The sequence below is a fragment of the Capnocytophaga sp. G2 genome (assembly GCF_035282625.1).
Classification (GTDB): Bacteria; Bacteroidota; Bacteroidia; order Flavobacteriales; family Flavobacteriaceae; genus Capnocytophaga.
The window spans coordinates 57,474-73,710 of sequence record NZ_JAYKBU010000013.1; the positions used below are offsets into that span (position 1 = coordinate 57,474).

Genomic DNA, 16,237 nt, shown 5'->3' on the forward strand with positions numbered 1-16,237 from the left:
TAAGGTTTTATTATCAGTGCGCAAAGGTACAGAAATAATTAGAACTTACAATTATTATGTTAGACTTTTTTAGTGAGATTTTTTAGAAAGTATGTGTCAAGATAAAGTTCTGACGTGCTAAAGCAGGATCCATATTTTGACAGAAAGGATTATTCCTTTGAGGAGGAAGAAAATAAATAAACCGTATATACTTATATATCAAATAGTATCTTTCAGAATTTCGAATAATATCCCCTAAGAGATACATAGGAGTTACTTCTGTATCAATAGAAAGTTGTTCTAAAGAAAAAAGTAGATAATAAAGCATGTCAATAGGTTCTTCAAAAGAAAAACGATTAAAGAAAGCTACCTTTTCTTCCTTAAAGACTACTAAATGGAAGGCATTTTTATCAAAATGACCATAAATAGCATCTTTCTTTTGAGGATTATGCATCAAGAGTACTCGTAAAAGTGTAGTAGTAAAATGCTCATACTCAAAAATACCATACGTCTCACGTAAAATACGATTGATAGGCGCATTAGGAATATATACATTTACCATTTGCTCTTCGGACAAGGTATCATGACTGATAATCTGATTACGATATTCCTGTACATTGAACTTCAAGTATTCAAACAAATGTTCTGTAGAGAATAACTTTTCTGGTACAAAAGCATATTGCTCATTATTATGTAATACTTTAATTGTATCAAAGTCCTGACAAAGAGCACGTTCTTCATTTAGAAAGTCCTGCAATTCCTTCTCCACTACTAAGGAAGGCATAGAAGGAGGTAGTGGCAAATGATAAATAGATTCAATACAGGAGAGTGCTGGGTTGAAGATACAAAAAGAAAGCCCATCCAAGTTCAATTGAATGGACATTTTTTTAAAATCTATATGTAGGTTATTTTCTTGAGGCACTTTTTTTATTTATTCTTTCATCATAAGAAGAAGGCCAGTTCCCACTTGTAGATACTTCTCTTAAAGAACCTACAGAAACATAAGCTCCTTTAACATCATTTACTCCTTGTTTTTGGATTTCATTCTTAATCTCTTCCTCATCTAATCCCCTCAGAATATCTCTTTTAGGAACTTTTACTTCAAAGACAGGGAATTTTACATTATTTTCACGAGAAATAGTTCCCGTCTGTATTGTGAGCGGAATTTTTCTATCTCCAATAGTAACAGATGACATAGACTTATATTGGTCAGAATTCTTAAACAAGGAGTCCTTCACCGAAATTTTCCCTATAGTATCCGTTAGGACAGTTTGCTTTAAAACATCTATCTTATAATGTTTATCAAACTCTGTCCAACTAGTATCTCGTTGAGTTGTTATATAGAATTGTCCATTTTCAATAAATTTCTCTAACTCCTCATAGCTACTCGTATATGTCTTATGAACTGCTTCATAAGCTTCTTCTGCCTTACGAATATCTTTGAGTTTAGCTATTACTTTCATAAAGCGAGCTTGGCTTTCTTTTTCAAACTCAATAGGAGATTGTATGGATTTGTAAATCAAATAAAAACCTACTAAACTGATTATCAGCAAGGCTACTTGTATAATCCTTCTCATACCAAAAACTTTTTTCGTCAAATTCACAATGAGCAAAAATACAATATTTTTTGAAATAAAAGTGTTTTTTGAAAAGATTTTTTTTACTACCTTTGAAATTAATTTATCAACATGGATGCAGCAGATATTCACCATTTACTCTTAACCCATTTCTCCTTCTCTCCTACGGATTCTCAAGAATCTGTCTTAGAGGAACTTGCATACTTTCTTGCTGATGAAGAAGAACAAAAGCTCTTTCTTCTTAGAGGATTTGCAGGCACAGGAAAGACAACCCTTATCAATACTTTAGTGAAAGTTCTTGGTAGTCTCTCCAAAAAAATAGTTCTTCTGGCACCCACAGGACGTGCTGCTAAAGTGATTACCTCCTATGCCAAACAGAAAGCTTTTACTATACACAAATACATTTACCAACCTATAAATGAAGAGAGTGGGTTTTTTTTCAACCTAAGAACCAATAAAGCATCCGATACCTTATTTATTGTAGATGAAGCTTCCATGATAGGGGAAGGTGCCAATTTCGGAAGCCGTTCTCTCCTTTCTGACCTGATAGAATTTGTATACTCCGGTGATCAATGCCAACTCATGCTTATCGGGGATACAGCACAACTTCCTCCTGTACATACTGAAATTAGTCCTGCCCTGGACTACGAACGGCTCTCCTACTATTATCACAAAGATGTAACCGAAGGAATCCTTACCGATGTAGTACGTCAAGGAAAAAAATCAGGTATATTATATAATGCTACTCGCCTTAGAAAACGTATTGAATCCTTCAAGAACAACTTCCGTATCCGTACTTTTCCTTTTAAAGATATAACCTTATTGGAGAACCCTTATCAAGTAGAAGAAGCTTTGATAAATGCTTATCAAGTATCAGGAACAGAAGAAACTTGTTTTATTGTCCGTTCCAACAAACGTGCTGTAGAGTATAATAGGCAAATCAGGAAAGTAGTTTTTGAATATGAAGAACCCTTATGTGTAGGTGACTTACTAATGGTTGTCAAAAATAATTATCTCTGGATAGACAGTACTTCTATTGCAGGATTTATTGCTAATGGAGACATCTTAAAAGTACTCGAAATCAATTCTATAGAGAAGATTTATGGATTTACTTTCGCTCATATATTAGCCCAATTATTGGATTATCCTACACTTGAACCTTTTGAAACCATCTTATTCTTAGATACCTTAGAAAGCCCTTTAGCGGCTCTCTCTTCTGAAGAACAAAATAGGCTTTACCATTCCATCTTACAAGAATATAACCGACAGACCGGTCAAATAGTTCCCCTAAACATGAAGTTACACCCTTATTATAATGCCTTACAGGTAAAATATGCTTATGCCATCACCTGTCATAAGAGTCAAGGGGGACAATGGGATAATGTATTCATAGAAAAGCCTTTCCTTCCTGATGGACAAAGTATTGCTTATTTCCGATGGCTCTATACAGCATTAACACGTGCTAAGGAAGATGTATTCTTAATCAATTTCCCTTCTGAGGATATTATCCCCTGAATAATAGTACCTCTCTTCTTGTAAGCATTATATTATATACAAAATAAGCTGCCCTTTTCGGGCAGCTTATTTTCAAGTTTTTTAAAAAATTAAATAGCCTCATTAAGGTAGGACTTAAGCATCCAGAGATTTTTCTCTTGTTCTACAACAAAATCACTAATGAGTGTATTAGTCCCCTCATCATTGATTTCATCAGAAAGCTGAAGTAATTCTCTTTCTAAAGGAAGTAAAGCAACAAGACTATCTACAATAAGTCGAACTGCTTTATCATCATCAAAAACATTTTCTCCCACTGGAATGGTGGCATGTTTTACATAGCTTGCCAAGGTATTAAAAGGAACCCCTCCAAGGGTAAGGATACGTTCGGCAATCTCATCCACTTGTTCTTGAGCGGCATTATAAAGCTCTTCAAACTTTATATGAAGTTCAAAGAAACGTTTTCCTTTGATATTCCAATGTACACCTCGCAAATTTTGGTAATAGGTTTGATAATTAGAAAGTAAAATGTTCAGTGCATTTATCTCTTTCTCTACTTTGACTTTCTCAAGTCCTAAACTATTAAAACTCATTATTTATAATTTTTAAATTAAACATGGCAAAAATACAACCTTATATAGAAAAATCAAGTCTCTTCTTATCTTTTTTTTCTATATTGATTATAAATTTTTTCAATAATAGAATAAAAAAGTATAGAATTAAACAATAATCACTTTCTTTATAAAGGAGCTAAGAGCCTGTACTTACTATAGTTACACAAGAGCTACAAACTCTCTAATTTTGCCTAATACTAGAACGCTGATGAGTATGCTGTTAAAGCTGCGAAGAACCCAAGAAAAATACCTGGAAGATTGGCAAAAACTATAGGGTAGTCTCTTTCACGCTTGAATAGTCCGTAGCTAACCCATAATGTACAGTTAATTCCTGCTATGAAGGGCTGTAACCACGGACCAGTAGCATCACCCCATGTAGCTTTGATTTGGTCAATATAAGCCACATACATAGCCACAGCCATAATAGCGGCTAAAACGCCAAGGATTCTAATAAATTTATTTTCCATTTTTGTACAATTTTTTATTCAGGGACAAATGTATATAACATTTTCTTATTTTCCAATTTTTTTTAGAAAAAAATTTATATCCATTTGTAGATGATCATGCTTAGAAGTAGTCCAATAAATCCAGAAACAGAAAATGAGATAAAAAGAAATTTAGTCCCCTTTCCAAGCACTTAATAACATAGATATTTTCTCTATTAAAGAAAAAGAAGTTATGAATATTGATGTATTCTTTTTGGCAAAATTAGCAATTAGAAAATAACATTGTTTTCACTAAAAATTTCTTTGTACATAATGTTAAAAAAAAATCTACTTAAAAAATGCCTGTATTTGAGTTAAATTTCATATATTTGCACGTTTTTTGAAATAGTATAAATCATTGTAAAATGCAAAACAAAGGATTCATAAAATTATTTGCCTTACTATTTGGTTTAGTGAGTGTTTACCAACTTACTTTTACCTTTGTAGCAAATTATCAAGAAAGAAAAGCAGAAAAATTTGCAGCACAAAAGGTACCTACTTCTGTAGAAGATTATTCACACAAACGTGAAAAAATTGTTGCTCGTTACTTGGACTCTATCACTAATGAGCCTGTGTATAACTTAGGAATCACTAGCTATACTTATAAAGAGGTGAAAGACCGTGAGCTCAAAGAAGGACTTGACTTGAAAGGGGGTATCAATGTTACTTTACAAGTTTCTGTACATGATATCCTCCGTGGACTTGCAGATAACTCCAAAAATGCTAATTTTGAGAAAGCATTAGCTCAAGCAGATAAGCGTCTGCGTGAGACTGATCAAAGCTATATAGATTTATTCTTTGAAGCCTTTGAAGCTACAGGAGCTAAACTTTCTGCAGCAGACATCTTTGGGAATAAAATTCTTAGTGCTCAAATCACCCCTCAAATGAGCAATTCTCAGGTACAACCTATCATTCGAAGAAAAGTAGATGAATCCATCTCCTCTGCTTTTGAAGTATTACGTAAACGTATTGACAAATTTGGGGTTACCAATCCAGATATTAAAAAATTAGGAAATTCAGGACGTATTTCTGTGGAACTCCCTGGTGCTAAGGATATTTCACGAGTAAAGAACCTCCTACAAAGTACAGCTCAGTTAGAGTTTTGGGAAACATTCAAAGCGGCTGATTTCTCCTCATTCTTCAGTCAACTCAATGCAGCTCTACAAGCTAAGGAAACCCCTCAAACAGCTAAAAGCAAAACAGAGGAAGCTACTTCTTCTCAAGCTACCGACACCCTTAGTACTCTTGCAAAATCAGATACTTTAGCTCATAATGAGGTTGACTCTCTTTTGAATAAAACCGCACAAAAGAAGGATTCTATTACTCCTGCTGAGAAAAATCCTTTGTTTGACTTATTCCAACTTACACAAGGAGAGTCCTCTCCTTCTATTGGGTACTTCTTAGCATCAGATACTACTAAATTACTTTCATACCTTCACAGTGATGATGCCAAAAGACTACAACCTGCTGAGCTAAAGAATGCTAAGTTCGTTTTTGGAAAGCCTCATAAGCTCACCGACTTGCAGCAACTCTATCGTATGTTTATGTCCTTCGAATATGAACAAGCTTACCCTGCAGAAGCTAAGAACTTTAAGGATCGTTTACAAGGACTTCTACGCAAATCTGACCTTGTGGAACTCTATGCTTTACGAGGCAACCGTAATAATGAACCCCCTCTTAATGGTAGTGTAGTTACTGAAGCCACACAAACTTATGATAACCACAACCAACCTTGTGTGTCTATGAATATGGATATAAAGGGTGCAAAGATATGGGAAAATCTTACAGGAAAAGTATTCACAGAAAAAGGAAATATTGCTATTGTATTGGATAATATTGTATATTCTGCTCCAAGTGTAACTACAGGTCCTATTTCAGGGGGAAGTACTCAAATTACTGGGAACTTCACGGTAGCAGAAGCCCAGGACTTAGCCAATGTACTCCGTGCTGGTAAGCTCCCTGCCTCAGCCGATATTGTCCAATCTGTTATTGTGGGACCTTCTTTAGGACAAGAAGCTATCACTAGTGGATTTATTTCTTTTGCCATTGCAGGACTTATTATTTTCTTCTGGATGCTTCTTTACTATGGACGTGTAGGAGTCTTTGCTGATATTGCCTTATTATTCAATATTTTGCTTATGTTCGGTATATTAGTAAGTATTAACTCTGTACTTACCCTTCCGGGTATAGCAGGTATTGTACTTACTATTGGTATGTCCATCGATGCGAATGTGATTATCTTTGAACGTATTCGTGAGGAACTTAGAACAGGAAAGAATCTCTCGCAAGCAGTTCATGATGGTTTTAGCCATGCCATTACCTCTGTACTGGATGCTAATATTACTACCTTCCTTACAGGAGCTGTTCTCTTTGTGTTCGGTAGTGGACCTATCAAAGGCTTTGCCACTACCCTTATGATTGGGATTATCACTACTATTTTTACTGCTGTATTCATTACCCGTTTGTTAATAGATAATTATGTAGCTAAGGGAAAAGATCTTTCTTTTTCAACTTCTTTTTCAAAGAATATATTAACCAATGTAGAAATTGATTTTCTCTCCAAGAGAAAGATTTGGTATATCGTATCCTCAATATTGATTCTTATCAGTTTAGGTTCTATGTTCACACGAGGATTTGATCAAGGTATTGACTTTGTAGGAGGTCGTTCCTATCAAATACGCTTCAAAAATCCTGTAAAGACAGAAGAAATTAGCCGTATTCTTAAGGCTGGAAAATTAGGCTCTGTAGAGGTGAAAACTTTTGGATCAGCTAACCAAGTGAGAATCTCTACCAAGTACAAATACAACGATGAAAGTACCCAAACCGATAATGAAATTCAACAAATTCTATATGAAGATCTTAAACCTGTAATGGGGGCAGATATCTCCTATGATGAATTCATGAGTGGTGAAGGACTTGGAGTTATGAAGTCGGACAAAACAGGACCAAGTATCGCCGAAGATATCAAATCCAGTGCTGTATGGGCGATCATAGGTTCCTTAGTGATTATCTTTGGATATATATTGGTAAGGTTCCGCAAATGGCAGTTCTCTATGGGAGCAGTAGCGGCTCTTACTCATGATGTTACTATTACTTTAGGAGCTTTCTCTTTGCTCTATTCAGTAATGCCTTTTAGCTTAGAGATTGACCAACAGTTTATCGCAGCTATACTAACGGTAATTGGTTATTCCTTGAACGATACGGTGATTATCTTTGACCGTATTCGTGAAGAGGTTGGCAAAGGAGGCTGGAAAGCTTCTGTTCTTAACCATGCTATTAGTACTACTTTAAGCCGTACGCTCAATACATCACTTACCACTTTGCTTACTTTATTGGCAATCTTCATCTTTGGTGGAGAAACCCTAAGAGGATTCATGTTTGCTATGATTATTGGAGTTGTAGTAGGTACCTATTCTTCTATCTTTGTAGCTACTCCTTTAGTGTATGACTCTTCTAAAAAAGATAAAGATAAGAAATAAACTTTATTACCATTTAATCAAATAGAAATCTGTGAGAAGAAATCTTTTCACAGATTTTTTTATAAGTTATGAAAGATATATATGATGTTATTATCATAGGAGCAGGAGCTTGTGGACTTTTTACTGCTATAAACATGGCTGAAATAGCTCCTAAGAAAAAGATTCTTATTCTAGAGAAAGGAAAAGAAGCTCTTGGTAAAGTTCGCATCTCAGGAGGAGGACGTTGTAATCTTACCAATGCTCAAGAGAATATTCATGAATTTATCAAGAATTATCCGCGAGGAAGTAGAGAACTTTTAAGTTCTTTCTCTCGTTTCTCCAATAAGGATACTATTAATTGGTTTAAGCAGCATGGAGTTTCTCTTAAGGAAGAGGTAGGTGGACGTATTTTTCCTCTCTCTAACTCTTCTCTAACTGTTATAAACTGCTTTCTTTCCTTAGCAGAAAAATATGGTATACAAATCCTATACAAGCAGAATGTAACTGCCTTTTCATATCAAGAAAGATTATGGGAAGTAACCTTATCTGATACCTCTTTGCATGCCAAGCACCTTGTGATAACCACAGGAAGTAACCCTAAAGTGTGGCAACTGTTATCCCATTTAGGTCATACTATTATACCTCCTGTACCTTCTCTTTTTACTTTTGCTACCAAGGATTCCTTTATTGAAAATCTTGCAGGAATCAGCACTCGTGTAACAGTAAAATTATTGGATTCAAATTACCACCCTCTAAAGGCATCCTATGTAGAAAAACAAGGTGTCACTGGGGATTTACTCATTACTCACTGGGGATTCAGTGGACCTGCTATTTTAAAACTCTCCTCCTTCTTTTCTAGAATTTTAGCCTTGCTTAACTATACCTTCCTTATACAAGTTAACTGGTTAGTTGAGGAAGAACATACTCTTTCCTTTTCAGAAGCCTTAATTATTTTACAAAAAGAAAAACAAAAACATGCCCGGAAGGAATTGCAAAATTATTGTCCTTTCCCTTTAGCGAATAAACTTTGGAATAGATTATTGGATAATATAAGGATACCTGCCCATCAGCTCTGGGCAGAACTCAATAAAGAACAATTACATTCCTTAGCTGATACTCTTACTGCAAGTATTTTCCATATTTCCAATAGGGCTACTTTTAAAGAAGAGTTTGTAACTTCAGGAGGAGTATGTCTGAAAGAAATTGATTTTAAGTCCTTCCGTTCCAAACTATTTCCATCTCTTTACTTAGGGGGAGAAGTATTGGATATTGATGCTATTACAGGAGGGTTTAATTTTCAAAATGCCTGGACAGGAGGATACCTAATTGCTCAAGCTATGGCATGCGAATTACGGTGAAAGTAGGATAATTATCACGCTTATATTCTACTCTGAATCCATACTCACTAAGCCTTTTAAACAATGCTTCATCAAAGTAATAGGGGATTCTCCAATCATAAGGCTGAACCCGTACATACTGTGGCTTATTATGCAGGATAATAGGTATTTCCCTTAGTTGAGAGAGTACAGTGAGCATATCTCGCAACCCAAGTCCCTGTATCATTACCTGTTCTTCTTCTACAGAGAGATTCGCACTAGGATACTTGCGATTTTGTTTGATAGGAGTAAGTTTATCATAATTCTTTAAGGTCAATTGGAGTGTTTGTCCTCCTTTTTGGCTTTCTACAATACTTAATCGTAAATCTTGAGCTACTTTATCCAATATTACTTCCTTATTAGCCGTTTGTTTGTATAGAAGTTCATAATAAGTATTATCCTTATCCGAAACACTCACCTGGGAAGTATTCACACTCTTGAGAAAAGCTATTATTTGCTTAAGGCTTCCTTTTAGTGAAAGTAATTGAGGATTGGGTTGTTCTATCTGGATTCGTTCACTTTTAGCATTTGTAGTAGGCGTAAGTTTATAATCTGTATCTGAGAAAGATAATTGTGCTTTCACAGAGAAAAAAGAAAATAAAAGGACAAAGGATAAGTAATATCTTGACATATCTATAATTCTAATTTAAGAAAAGACAAAGATACTCTCTTTTTCTTTTATATCCAAAAAAATATCCTTCTTTTTTATTATATCTGTCACGTTCTTAAAACCCCTCATAATATTCAAGAAGTTTTCAAATCTATATTTGAAAAGTCAATATTTTCCTTTTTTATTCTAACTTTTATTATTACTTTTGTAATTACTTTTTAACAAAGAAAATGGAACATATATATTTTATAGGTATTGGAGGCATAGGTATGTCCGCTTTGGCATTATACTATCACCTCAAGGGAAAGGAAGTGCGCGGCTATGACCGTACACCTTCTGATATTACTCGTATGCTGAATGAAAAAGGTATAGCAATTACCTTTACTGAGGACTTAGACTTTATTCCTAAGGACTATACCCAAGAGAATACTTTGGTTGTTTATACCCCTGCTATTCCCAAGGAACACAAACAACTATTGTTTTTTCAAAAAAACAACTATAAAGTATGCAAACGTTCTGAAGTATTAGGAATGATTACTGAGGATAGTTTTTGCCTTGCTGTGGCAGGTACTCACGGGAAAACTACAACAAGTAGTATCTTAGCCCATATTTTAGTAGAGAATCATGCTCCTATAAGTGCTTTTTTAGGAGGCATTTGTGAAAATTTCCAAAGCAATTTCATCTGCAAAGGAACTAAACTCACTGTAGTGGAAGCCGATGAGTTTGATCGCTCTTTCTTACGACTCTCCCCTACCATTGCATGTATCACTGCAGTAGATGCCGACCACTTAGATATCTATGGTAATGCTGAAGAGTTCCTAAGAGGGTTTAAGGATTTTACTCATAGGATTAAGCCTAATGGTAAGCTCATCATTCGTAAAGGACTCCCTTTTGAGGGGCTTACATACGGAATCAATGATGGGAGTGATTATCAAATTACACATGTAAAAGTACAGAATGGAGGTTATTTATTTGATATAGAATTCACTAATCCAGAAACTAAAGAAAAACAATTAGTAAAAGATTGTACTCTTTTTCGCCCTGGAGAACATCATTTACTCAATGCTTTAGCTGCTGTAGCTGTGGCTCATCAGGCAGGATATCCCTTGACTCATTTAGCACAAGCCTTAACAAGTTTTAAGGGAGTAAAGCGTCGTTTCTCTTATATTATTAACACTCCGGAACAAGTGTTTATAGATGATTATGCACATCACCCTACTGAACTTAACGCTTTGTATAATGGGGTAAGAAGTATGTACCCTAACCAGCAGATCACCATTCTTTTTCAACCACATCTCTTCTCACGCACACGTGATTTTGCAAATGGATTTGCCAAGAGTCTTTCCCAATTTGACCGGATTATATTATTGGATATCTATCCGGCAAGAGAACTACCCATTGAAGGCATCACCTCCCAATGGCTCTTAAACAAGATAGAGAATCCTAATAAAATACTCATTCAAAAATCAGCCATTACAGATTATTTAGCAAAGAATCCGAGCCCTATATTAGTAGTGGCAGGAGCCGGTGATATAGGCGTTGAGGTTGAGAAGATTAGAAAGTTTTTAGAAAAAGATTTGCGTAGCTAAAAAAAAGTATGTAATTTTGCGACCCGAAAACGGGAAGATACTCAAGCGGCCAACGAGGGCAGACTGTAAATCTGCTGGTTTTACCTTCGCAGGTTCGAATCCTGCTCTTCCCACAGTGTCATTCCTTTAGTGAATGGCTTTTTTTTTATATGATATGAAAAGACTATCTTCCAATAAAACCCATTTGTGAATGATAAAGAGTTATATTAAAGCCATCTCTACCCATTTTCCTAAGAAGATACGTACTAATGATAGTATTTCTGAACAATTCCCAGAATGGAATAGTGAAAAAATACTCCAAAAGATAGGTATTAAGCAACGCTACATTGCCTCAGAGGGTGAGTGTGCTTCTGATATGGCTACACAAGCACTACTAAACCTCTTGGAAGAACATCATTTAGAGAAAAGTGATATTGATTTTCTTCTACTCTGTACACAAACTCCAGATCATATCCTCCCCACTACAGCCTGTATCGTACAATCCAAAGCAGGAATACCTACCACCTGTGCTGCTTTAGATATTAACCAAGGTTGTTCCGGTTATATCTATGGGCTATCAGTAGCCAATAGCCTAATAGCTTCAGGGAATTTCAAAAATGTAGTATTACTCACTGTAGATACCTATACTAAGTATATCCATCCTAAGGACAAGGGTAATCTTAGTCTCTTTGGTGATGCTGCTACTGCTACACTTATTTCTACTTCAGGAGAATATCTAATAAAGAAACCTACTTTAGGCTCTGATGGTTCAGGGGCTGAAAACCTTATTATTCGCAATGGAGGAACTCGAAAAGCAAGAAACGAAAATCCCGATGACCCTGATAACTTTATAGACATGAAAGGGGGCAAGATATTTAATTTCATTGTAAAGCGTACCCCTGAGGTAGTATTAGGAAATTTAACTCTAAACCAATGGGAAATCAATGAAGTGGATTTATTCATTTTTCATCAAGCCAATACTCATATTCTAGAAAGAGTACGACAGGATATGGAAATCCCTTCGGAAAAATTTGTTATAGAAATGCTTAATTTCGGTAATACAGTTTCCTCTACTATTCCTATTGCATTTGTAGAACATCAAAAGAATTTCCCTGAAAAGAAAAAAAGAAAAGTACAATTTGTGGGATTTGGTGTAGGATATTCATGGGGAGCTATCTGTATAGAACAAGTAAAAAAATCATAAAAAGAAAGAAATTAGAATGAAACGTGTAGTAGTGGGGCTTAGTGGAGGCGTAGATAGTAGTGTAGCTGCTTATCTACTTCAAAGAGAAGGATACGAAGTCATTGGTATTTTCATGAAAAATTGGCATGATGATTCTGTAACTATCTCCAATGAATGTCCCTGGCTTGAGGATAGTAATGATGCTCTTATGGTGGCTGAAAAGCTTGGTATTCCTTTTCAAACAGTGGATATGAGTGAACCCTATAAACAACGTATTGTGGATTATATGTTTCGTGAATATGAAAGAGGGCGTACCCCGAATCCTGATGTTCTCTGTAACAGAGAAATCAAGTTCGCCACCTTCCTTGAACTTGCTCTAAACTTAGGAGCTGATTATGTAGCCACTGGACATTATTGTAGAAAAGAAGAAATAGAAGTCAATGGACAGAAAATCTATCGTCTCTTAACAGGAAAGGATAACAACAAGGATCAATCCTATTTTCTTTGCCAACTTTCCCAGCAACAACTTGAGAAAGCCCTTTTCCCTATAGGAAATCTGCAAAAATCTGAAGTACGTACCATCGCTAAACAATTAGATTTGGTAACTGCGGAAAAAAAAGACTCACAAGGTTTATGCTTTGTGGGTAAGGTGCGCTTGCCTGAATTTCTCCAACAACAACTTGCTCCTAAGGAAGGAAATATTATAGAGATTCCTGCCTCTTGGCAAGGATACCAAAACAAGATACCTCCTGTATTCAAATCCTATGAAGATGAACTACACTATTATGCTAAAAAATACAACTATCAACCCACTGATGGAAAAATCGTTGGGAAGCATGAGGGAGCTCATTTTTTCACTATAGGACAACGCAAAGGGCTCCATGTAGGAGGAACTGTAGAACCTCTTTTTGTTATTGAAACCAACACACAAAATAATATTATCTATGTAGGGCAGGGAAGTAAACATCCTGGACTTTTCAGACGCGCATTATTTGTTAAAAAAGAAGATGTTCATTGGATTCGCCCCGATTTAGCTTTATCACCTTTTCAATCTATGAAAGTTGACGTTCGTATCCGTTATAGACAACCTTTACAAAAAGCTCATTTGTATCTAACAAACAAAGGGTTATATATTGATTTTATACAACCACAAAGTGCTATCACCTCAGGACAATTTGCAGTTTGGTATATAGAAGAAGAGCTTATTGGTTCCGGTGAAATATGTTAAAAATTTGTCAAATCATTAAATTAGAAGTATATTCAAGGAAAAATTCATATTTTTGCCTCTGAAAAAGAACTAAAAACTTAATTTTTATGTCAACAGAATTGCAAAATGTAACCATTCCTGAAAAGAAAAAAGGAGGAGGAGGACTCCTCATAGCACTTCTATCCATAGGTTTAGTAGGAGCTGGTGGTTATGCTATCTATCAATCCGGTGAAGCCAAAAAGAATGAAGAGGCTATTATGGAAAAAAGAGACCAAGTCATCAAAGAATTGGAAAATCTTCAAAAAGATTATGATGAAGCCGTAACTGTATCCAAACAAAATGCAGATGAACTTGCAGAAGCTAAAGCTCGTATTGGTCAATACATCGATTCCCTTAAAACCATGAAGGCAGATATTAATGTATTATTCAAATATCGTGACCAAGTAGCCGTACTTAAAAGAGAGCGTAATCGCTTGTTAGCTATTAATGACTCTTTACGCAAATATAATGTACAAGTTACTTTCCAGAGAGATAGTACTGCTAATGTACTTACCCAACGTACTGTTCAGTTAGATTCTGTTTCCCAGAAAGCAAGCGAACTTAGCAAAGTAGTAGATGAGGGCTCTATCCTTAGCCTTAAAAATCTTACTGCACAAGGAGTTAAAGAAAAATCTGGAGGTAGATATGTAGAAAAAGAACGCTCTGGTGCCACTGACAAAATAAAAGTATGCTATACTGTAGGAGTTAATCGAATTGCTCCTGTAGGTAATCGTAACTTCTACGTACAAGTATTAAGCCCTAATGGTATTACTTTAGGAGTTAATGAAACGGTTACTATAGGAGATAAAACTGTTAATTACAGTGCTGTAAAGAATTTCTTATATGAAAGAAGTGCTGTAGATGTATGTGAATACATTTCCTCCATCACTAAAAAATATGAAAGTGGTACTTATCAAGTTTTTGTATTTGATGACCAACTTCGTGAGTTAGGAAAAACAGAGTTGAAATTGAGATAATTTGTCTAATTAATTTTATCTATTAAGAGGCTGTCCATGAAGGACAGCCTTAACTTTTAACCACTAACTGTAGCACCTTTGATTTCAAATCAAGATTCTTCATTTGCAGTATGAGAACTATATGGTAAAAATAGTGTCGTCTATAAGTAGTTTGATATACAAACCGATTATATCTCAAACCAATGTACTCAGCCGCTCCAATCCAAAGAACATTGAAGGGTTAATCTCTCCTATAGAAGCTTAATCGGAACAGAAAACTTATTTAACTACTATCAAAAACACGCTATCATAGCATCTGATCAACCTTTTGGTACTTATTTGATATCTCTATGATCTATGCCCCAGTGCAAGGACGTATGATATACGCAGGATTATATTTTAAACTGAAAGTAGAAGCCACCGAAGAGAACTTATAACAAGATATAAGTGACTACTGCAAATACCGTGATGAAGAAGTGGTGAAAAGTCATCACTAAGTCCATAGAATAAAAATTGAGGCTATTACAGGGAGCTCCTCGTATGATCTCATATTCATCAACTAAAAAGGCTACCCTCTCCGGATAGCCTCTTTCTCTTTTCTTATTAATTTTTCAAATCATGAATAAAAATCTTAGAATATGGATTCCAAGTCCTTCTTATATCTGGCAAGCAAAGAACGTGTAATTCCTAAATTTGCTTTAGAAGAATCTACCACCAAATATACAAAATAATTTCCATTAGGAGCTACATCTATTACATGGATCTGATGTGTCAAGGTAATAAGAATATCTTCTATCTTTTCTCTTTCTTCTAATCCCAAAATTCGTAAAGCATTCATTTTAGCCTTCACAACTTCCAAATTATAAGCAGAAGCTAAATTAGGATCAAAATTAGGGTCAGCTGAAGAAGCTATATATGACACACCTGATTTTACTTCAGTTACAGATACTGCTATAAATCCAGGTACATTAGCTTTTATATCTTGTACAAATTTCTCTAATACATTTGTCATACGTGATGCAGTTTTTAATTAGTGTTGAGGCATCAAGCGGATTCGAACCGCTGTATAAGGTTTTGCAGACCTCTGCCTAGCCCCTCGGCCATGATGCCTTATCTTTTTACAGGGTGCAAATATATATCATTTTTTCTTAGCACACAAATAATTAATCAATTATTTTTACGCTCACTTGCTCCACATCTCCATTAATGGGGGGATTTATCTTAGCAATTTCTACTTCTATTCGTGTAATTTTTTGAAATTCATTCTTTATAGCTAATAAAATTCTCCCTGCTACATGTTCTAATAAATTAGAACGAATAGCCATTTGTTCTTCTACTATTTGATTTAGTCTCACATAATCTATTGTATCTGAAAGAGTATCTGTCTGCATAGACTTTCCTAAATCCGCCCAAATAGTCATATCCACTCGATACCAACTCCCTATTTGAGCTTCTTCCTGCATACAACCATGATTGGCATATACACGAATATTCTTTAAAGAAATACTGCTTTTCATCAGATAATAATTACCTTTCAGTACAGTTACATCCGCCGATTCCTTGGAACATATCTATTCCCAGCGTAATCATGTGAGTTCCTGAGTTATAAGAACGCAGGCTATTGAGCATCAGGTTATAACCATAAGCAAAGTAGAATACCCCTTTCTTAAGCCCCAACATAGGCCCTACACTCA

At 35.3% G+C, this 16,237-nt stretch carries 15 protein-coding genes and 2 tRNA genes; 8 read left to right on the forward strand and 9 right to left on the reverse strand.

Annotated features, from left to right (window positions below; all coding sequences use genetic code 11):
- Positions 1 to 82 precede the first annotated feature (82 nt).
- Together VJJ03_RS08525 and VJJ03_RS08530 are read right to left on the reverse strand one after the other, a co-directional pair.
- Positions 83 to 901 (reverse strand): DUF3822 family protein, encoded by an 819-nt coding sequence (locus VJJ03_RS08525; RefSeq protein ID WP_009401445.1) that lies wholly within the window; start codon positions 899 to 901, stop codon positions 83 to 85.
- Positions 885 to 1,556: a hypothetical protein gene (locus tag VJJ03_RS08530; protein ID WP_040358743.1), complete on the reverse strand. Its 672-nt coding sequence runs from the start codon at positions 1,554 to 1,556 to the stop codon at positions 885 to 887. The genes VJJ03_RS08525 and VJJ03_RS08530 overlap by 17 nt, the downstream gene beginning before the upstream one ends.
- 111 nt (positions 1,557 to 1,667) lie before the next feature.
- Here VJJ03_RS08530 and VJJ03_RS08535 point away from each other — a divergent pair, with 111 nt between their 5' ends.
- Positions 1,668 to 3,071: an ATP-dependent DNA helicase gene (locus VJJ03_RS08535; protein WP_323975016.1), complete on the forward strand. Its 1,404-nt coding sequence runs from the start codon at positions 1,668 to 1,670 to the stop codon at positions 3,069 to 3,071.
- 89 nt (positions 3,072 to 3,160) lie between these two features.
- Here VJJ03_RS08535 and VJJ03_RS08540 read toward each other — a convergent pair whose 3' ends face one another.
- Together VJJ03_RS08540 and VJJ03_RS08545 are read right to left on the reverse strand one after the other, a co-directional pair.
- Complete coding sequence (locus tag VJJ03_RS08540) at positions 3,161 to 3,640, reverse strand: Dps family protein (protein ID WP_009401449.1); 480 nt, start codon at positions 3,638 to 3,640, stop codon at positions 3,161 to 3,163.
- A 218-nt stretch (positions 3,641 to 3,858) separates the two neighbouring features.
- The gene (locus VJJ03_RS08545; RefSeq protein ID WP_009401450.1) at positions 3,859 to 4,128 is read right to left on the reverse strand and encodes a SemiSWEET family transporter; all 270 of its coding nucleotides are present in this window, start codon (positions 4,126 to 4,128) and stop codon (positions 3,859 to 3,861) included.
- A gap of 383 nt (positions 4,129 to 4,511) precedes the next feature.
- Here VJJ03_RS08545 and secDF point away from each other — a divergent pair, with 383 nt between their 5' ends.
- Positions 4,512 to 7,625 carry a protein translocase subunit SecDF gene (gene secDF / locus VJJ03_RS08550; RefSeq protein WP_323975019.1) on the forward strand — a complete coding sequence of 1,038 codons (3,114 nt, stop codon included), beginning with the start codon at positions 4,512 to 4,514 and terminating at the stop codon, positions 7,623 to 7,625.
- A gap of 68 nt (positions 7,626 to 7,693) precedes the next feature.
- Positions 7,694 to 8,962: an NAD(P)/FAD-dependent oxidoreductase gene (locus VJJ03_RS08555; RefSeq protein ID WP_323975020.1), complete on the forward strand. Its 1,269-nt coding sequence runs from the start codon at positions 7,694 to 7,696 to the stop codon at positions 8,960 to 8,962.
- Here VJJ03_RS08555 and VJJ03_RS08560 read toward each other — a convergent pair.
- Positions 8,940 to 9,611 carry a hypothetical protein gene (locus VJJ03_RS08560; RefSeq protein WP_040358745.1) on the reverse strand — a complete coding sequence of 224 codons (672 nt, stop codon included), beginning with the start codon at positions 9,609 to 9,611 and terminating at the stop codon, positions 8,940 to 8,942. The two genes, VJJ03_RS08555 and VJJ03_RS08560, sit on opposite strands and share 23 nt — an antisense overlap.
- A 209-nt stretch (positions 9,612 to 9,820) precedes the next feature.
- Between VJJ03_RS08560 and murC the strand changes: the two genes are divergently transcribed.
- From murC to VJJ03_RS08585, 5 genes are all read left to right on the forward strand, one after another.
- Positions 9,821 to 11,179 (forward strand): UDP-N-acetylmuramate--L-alanine ligase, encoded by a 1,359-nt coding sequence (murC, locus tag VJJ03_RS08565; RefSeq protein WP_009401457.1) that lies wholly within the window; start codon positions 9,821 to 9,823, stop codon positions 11,177 to 11,179.
- A gap of 31 nt (positions 11,180 to 11,210) precedes the next feature.
- Positions 11,211 to 11,292 (forward strand) — tRNA-Tyr (locus VJJ03_RS08570).
- Positions 11,293 to 11,369: 77 nt separating this feature from the next.
- The gene (locus tag VJJ03_RS08575; protein ID WP_009401459.1) at positions 11,370 to 12,362 is read left to right on the forward strand and encodes a ketoacyl-ACP synthase III; all 993 of its coding nucleotides are present in this window, start codon (positions 11,370 to 11,372) and stop codon (positions 12,360 to 12,362) included.
- Positions 12,363 to 12,378: 16 nt separating this feature from the next.
- Positions 12,379 to 13,569 carry a tRNA 2-thiouridine(34) synthase MnmA gene (gene mnmA, locus VJJ03_RS08580; protein WP_009401461.1) on the forward strand — a complete coding sequence of 397 codons (1,191 nt, stop codon included), beginning with the start codon at positions 12,379 to 12,381 and terminating at the stop codon, positions 13,567 to 13,569.
- Positions 13,570 to 13,655: 86 nt separating this feature from the next.
- Positions 13,656 to 14,564 (forward strand): hypothetical protein, encoded by a 909-nt coding sequence (locus VJJ03_RS08585; RefSeq protein ID WP_009401463.1) that lies wholly within the window; start codon positions 13,656 to 13,658, stop codon positions 14,562 to 14,564.
- Between the two features lie 610 nt (positions 14,565 to 15,174).
- Here VJJ03_RS08585 and VJJ03_RS08590 read toward each other — a convergent pair.
- The 4 genes from VJJ03_RS08590 to VJJ03_RS08605 form a co-directional block, all read right to left on the reverse strand.
- Positions 15,175 to 15,555, reverse strand: coding sequence for a hypothetical protein (locus VJJ03_RS08590; protein WP_009401465.1), 381 nt, complete (start codon positions 15,553 to 15,555; stop codon positions 15,175 to 15,177).
- 27 nt (positions 15,556 to 15,582) lie between these two features.
- Positions 15,583 to 15,653, reverse strand: a tRNA-Cys gene (locus VJJ03_RS08595).
- A 53-nt stretch (positions 15,654 to 15,706) separates the two neighbouring features.
- Positions 15,707 to 16,060, reverse strand: coding sequence for a dihydroneopterin aldolase (folB, locus tag VJJ03_RS08600; protein ID WP_040358749.1), 354 nt, complete (start codon positions 16,058 to 16,060; stop codon positions 15,707 to 15,709).
- Between the two features lie 10 nt (positions 16,061 to 16,070).
- Positions 16,071 to 16,237: type IX secretion system membrane protein PorP/SprF (locus VJJ03_RS08605; protein ID WP_323975025.1), on the reverse strand; the 167-nt coding region annotated here is incomplete at its 5' end.

Coding starts and splice junctions, on each gene's coding strand:
- secDF (WP_323975019.1), top strand. CDS start 4,512: ATGCAAAACAAAGGATTCATAAAATTATTTGCCTTACTATTTGGTTTA.
- VJJ03_RS08545 (WP_009401450.1), bottom strand. CDS start 4,128: ATGGAAAATAAATTTATTAGAATCCTTGGCGTTTTAGCCGCTATTATG.
- VJJ03_RS08590 (WP_009401465.1), bottom strand. CDS start 15,555: ATGACAAATGTATTAGAGAAATTTGTACAAGATATAAAAGCTAATGTA.
- VJJ03_RS08535 (WP_323975016.1), top strand. CDS start 1,668: ATGGATGCAGCAGATATTCACCATTTACTCTTAACCCATTTCTCCTTC.
- VJJ03_RS08585 (WP_009401463.1), top strand. CDS start 13,656: ATGTCAACAGAATTGCAAAATGTAACCATTCCTGAAAAGAAAAAAGGA.
- folB (WP_040358749.1), bottom strand. CDS start 16,060: ATGAAAAGCAGTATTTCTTTAAAGAATATTCGTGTATATGCCAATCAT.
- VJJ03_RS08530 (WP_040358743.1), bottom strand. CDS start 1,556: ATGAGAAGGATTATACAAGTAGCCTTGCTGATAATCAGTTTAGTAGGT.
- VJJ03_RS08560 (WP_040358745.1), bottom strand. CDS start 9,611: ATGTCAAGATATTACTTATCCTTTGTCCTTTTATTTTCTTTTTTCTCT.
- VJJ03_RS08540 (WP_009401449.1), bottom strand. CDS start 3,640: ATGAGTTTTAATAGTTTAGGACTTGAGAAAGTCAAAGTAGAGAAAGAG.
- murC (WP_009401457.1), top strand. CDS start 9,821: ATGGAACATATATATTTTATAGGTATTGGAGGCATAGGTATGTCCGCT.
- VJJ03_RS08575 (WP_009401459.1), top strand. CDS start 11,370: ATGATAAAGAGTTATATTAAAGCCATCTCTACCCATTTTCCTAAGAAG.
- mnmA (WP_009401461.1), top strand. CDS start 12,379: ATGAAACGTGTAGTAGTGGGGCTTAGTGGAGGCGTAGATAGTAGTGTA.
- VJJ03_RS08555 (WP_323975020.1), top strand. CDS start 7,694: ATGAAAGATATATATGATGTTATTATCATAGGAGCAGGAGCTTGTGGA.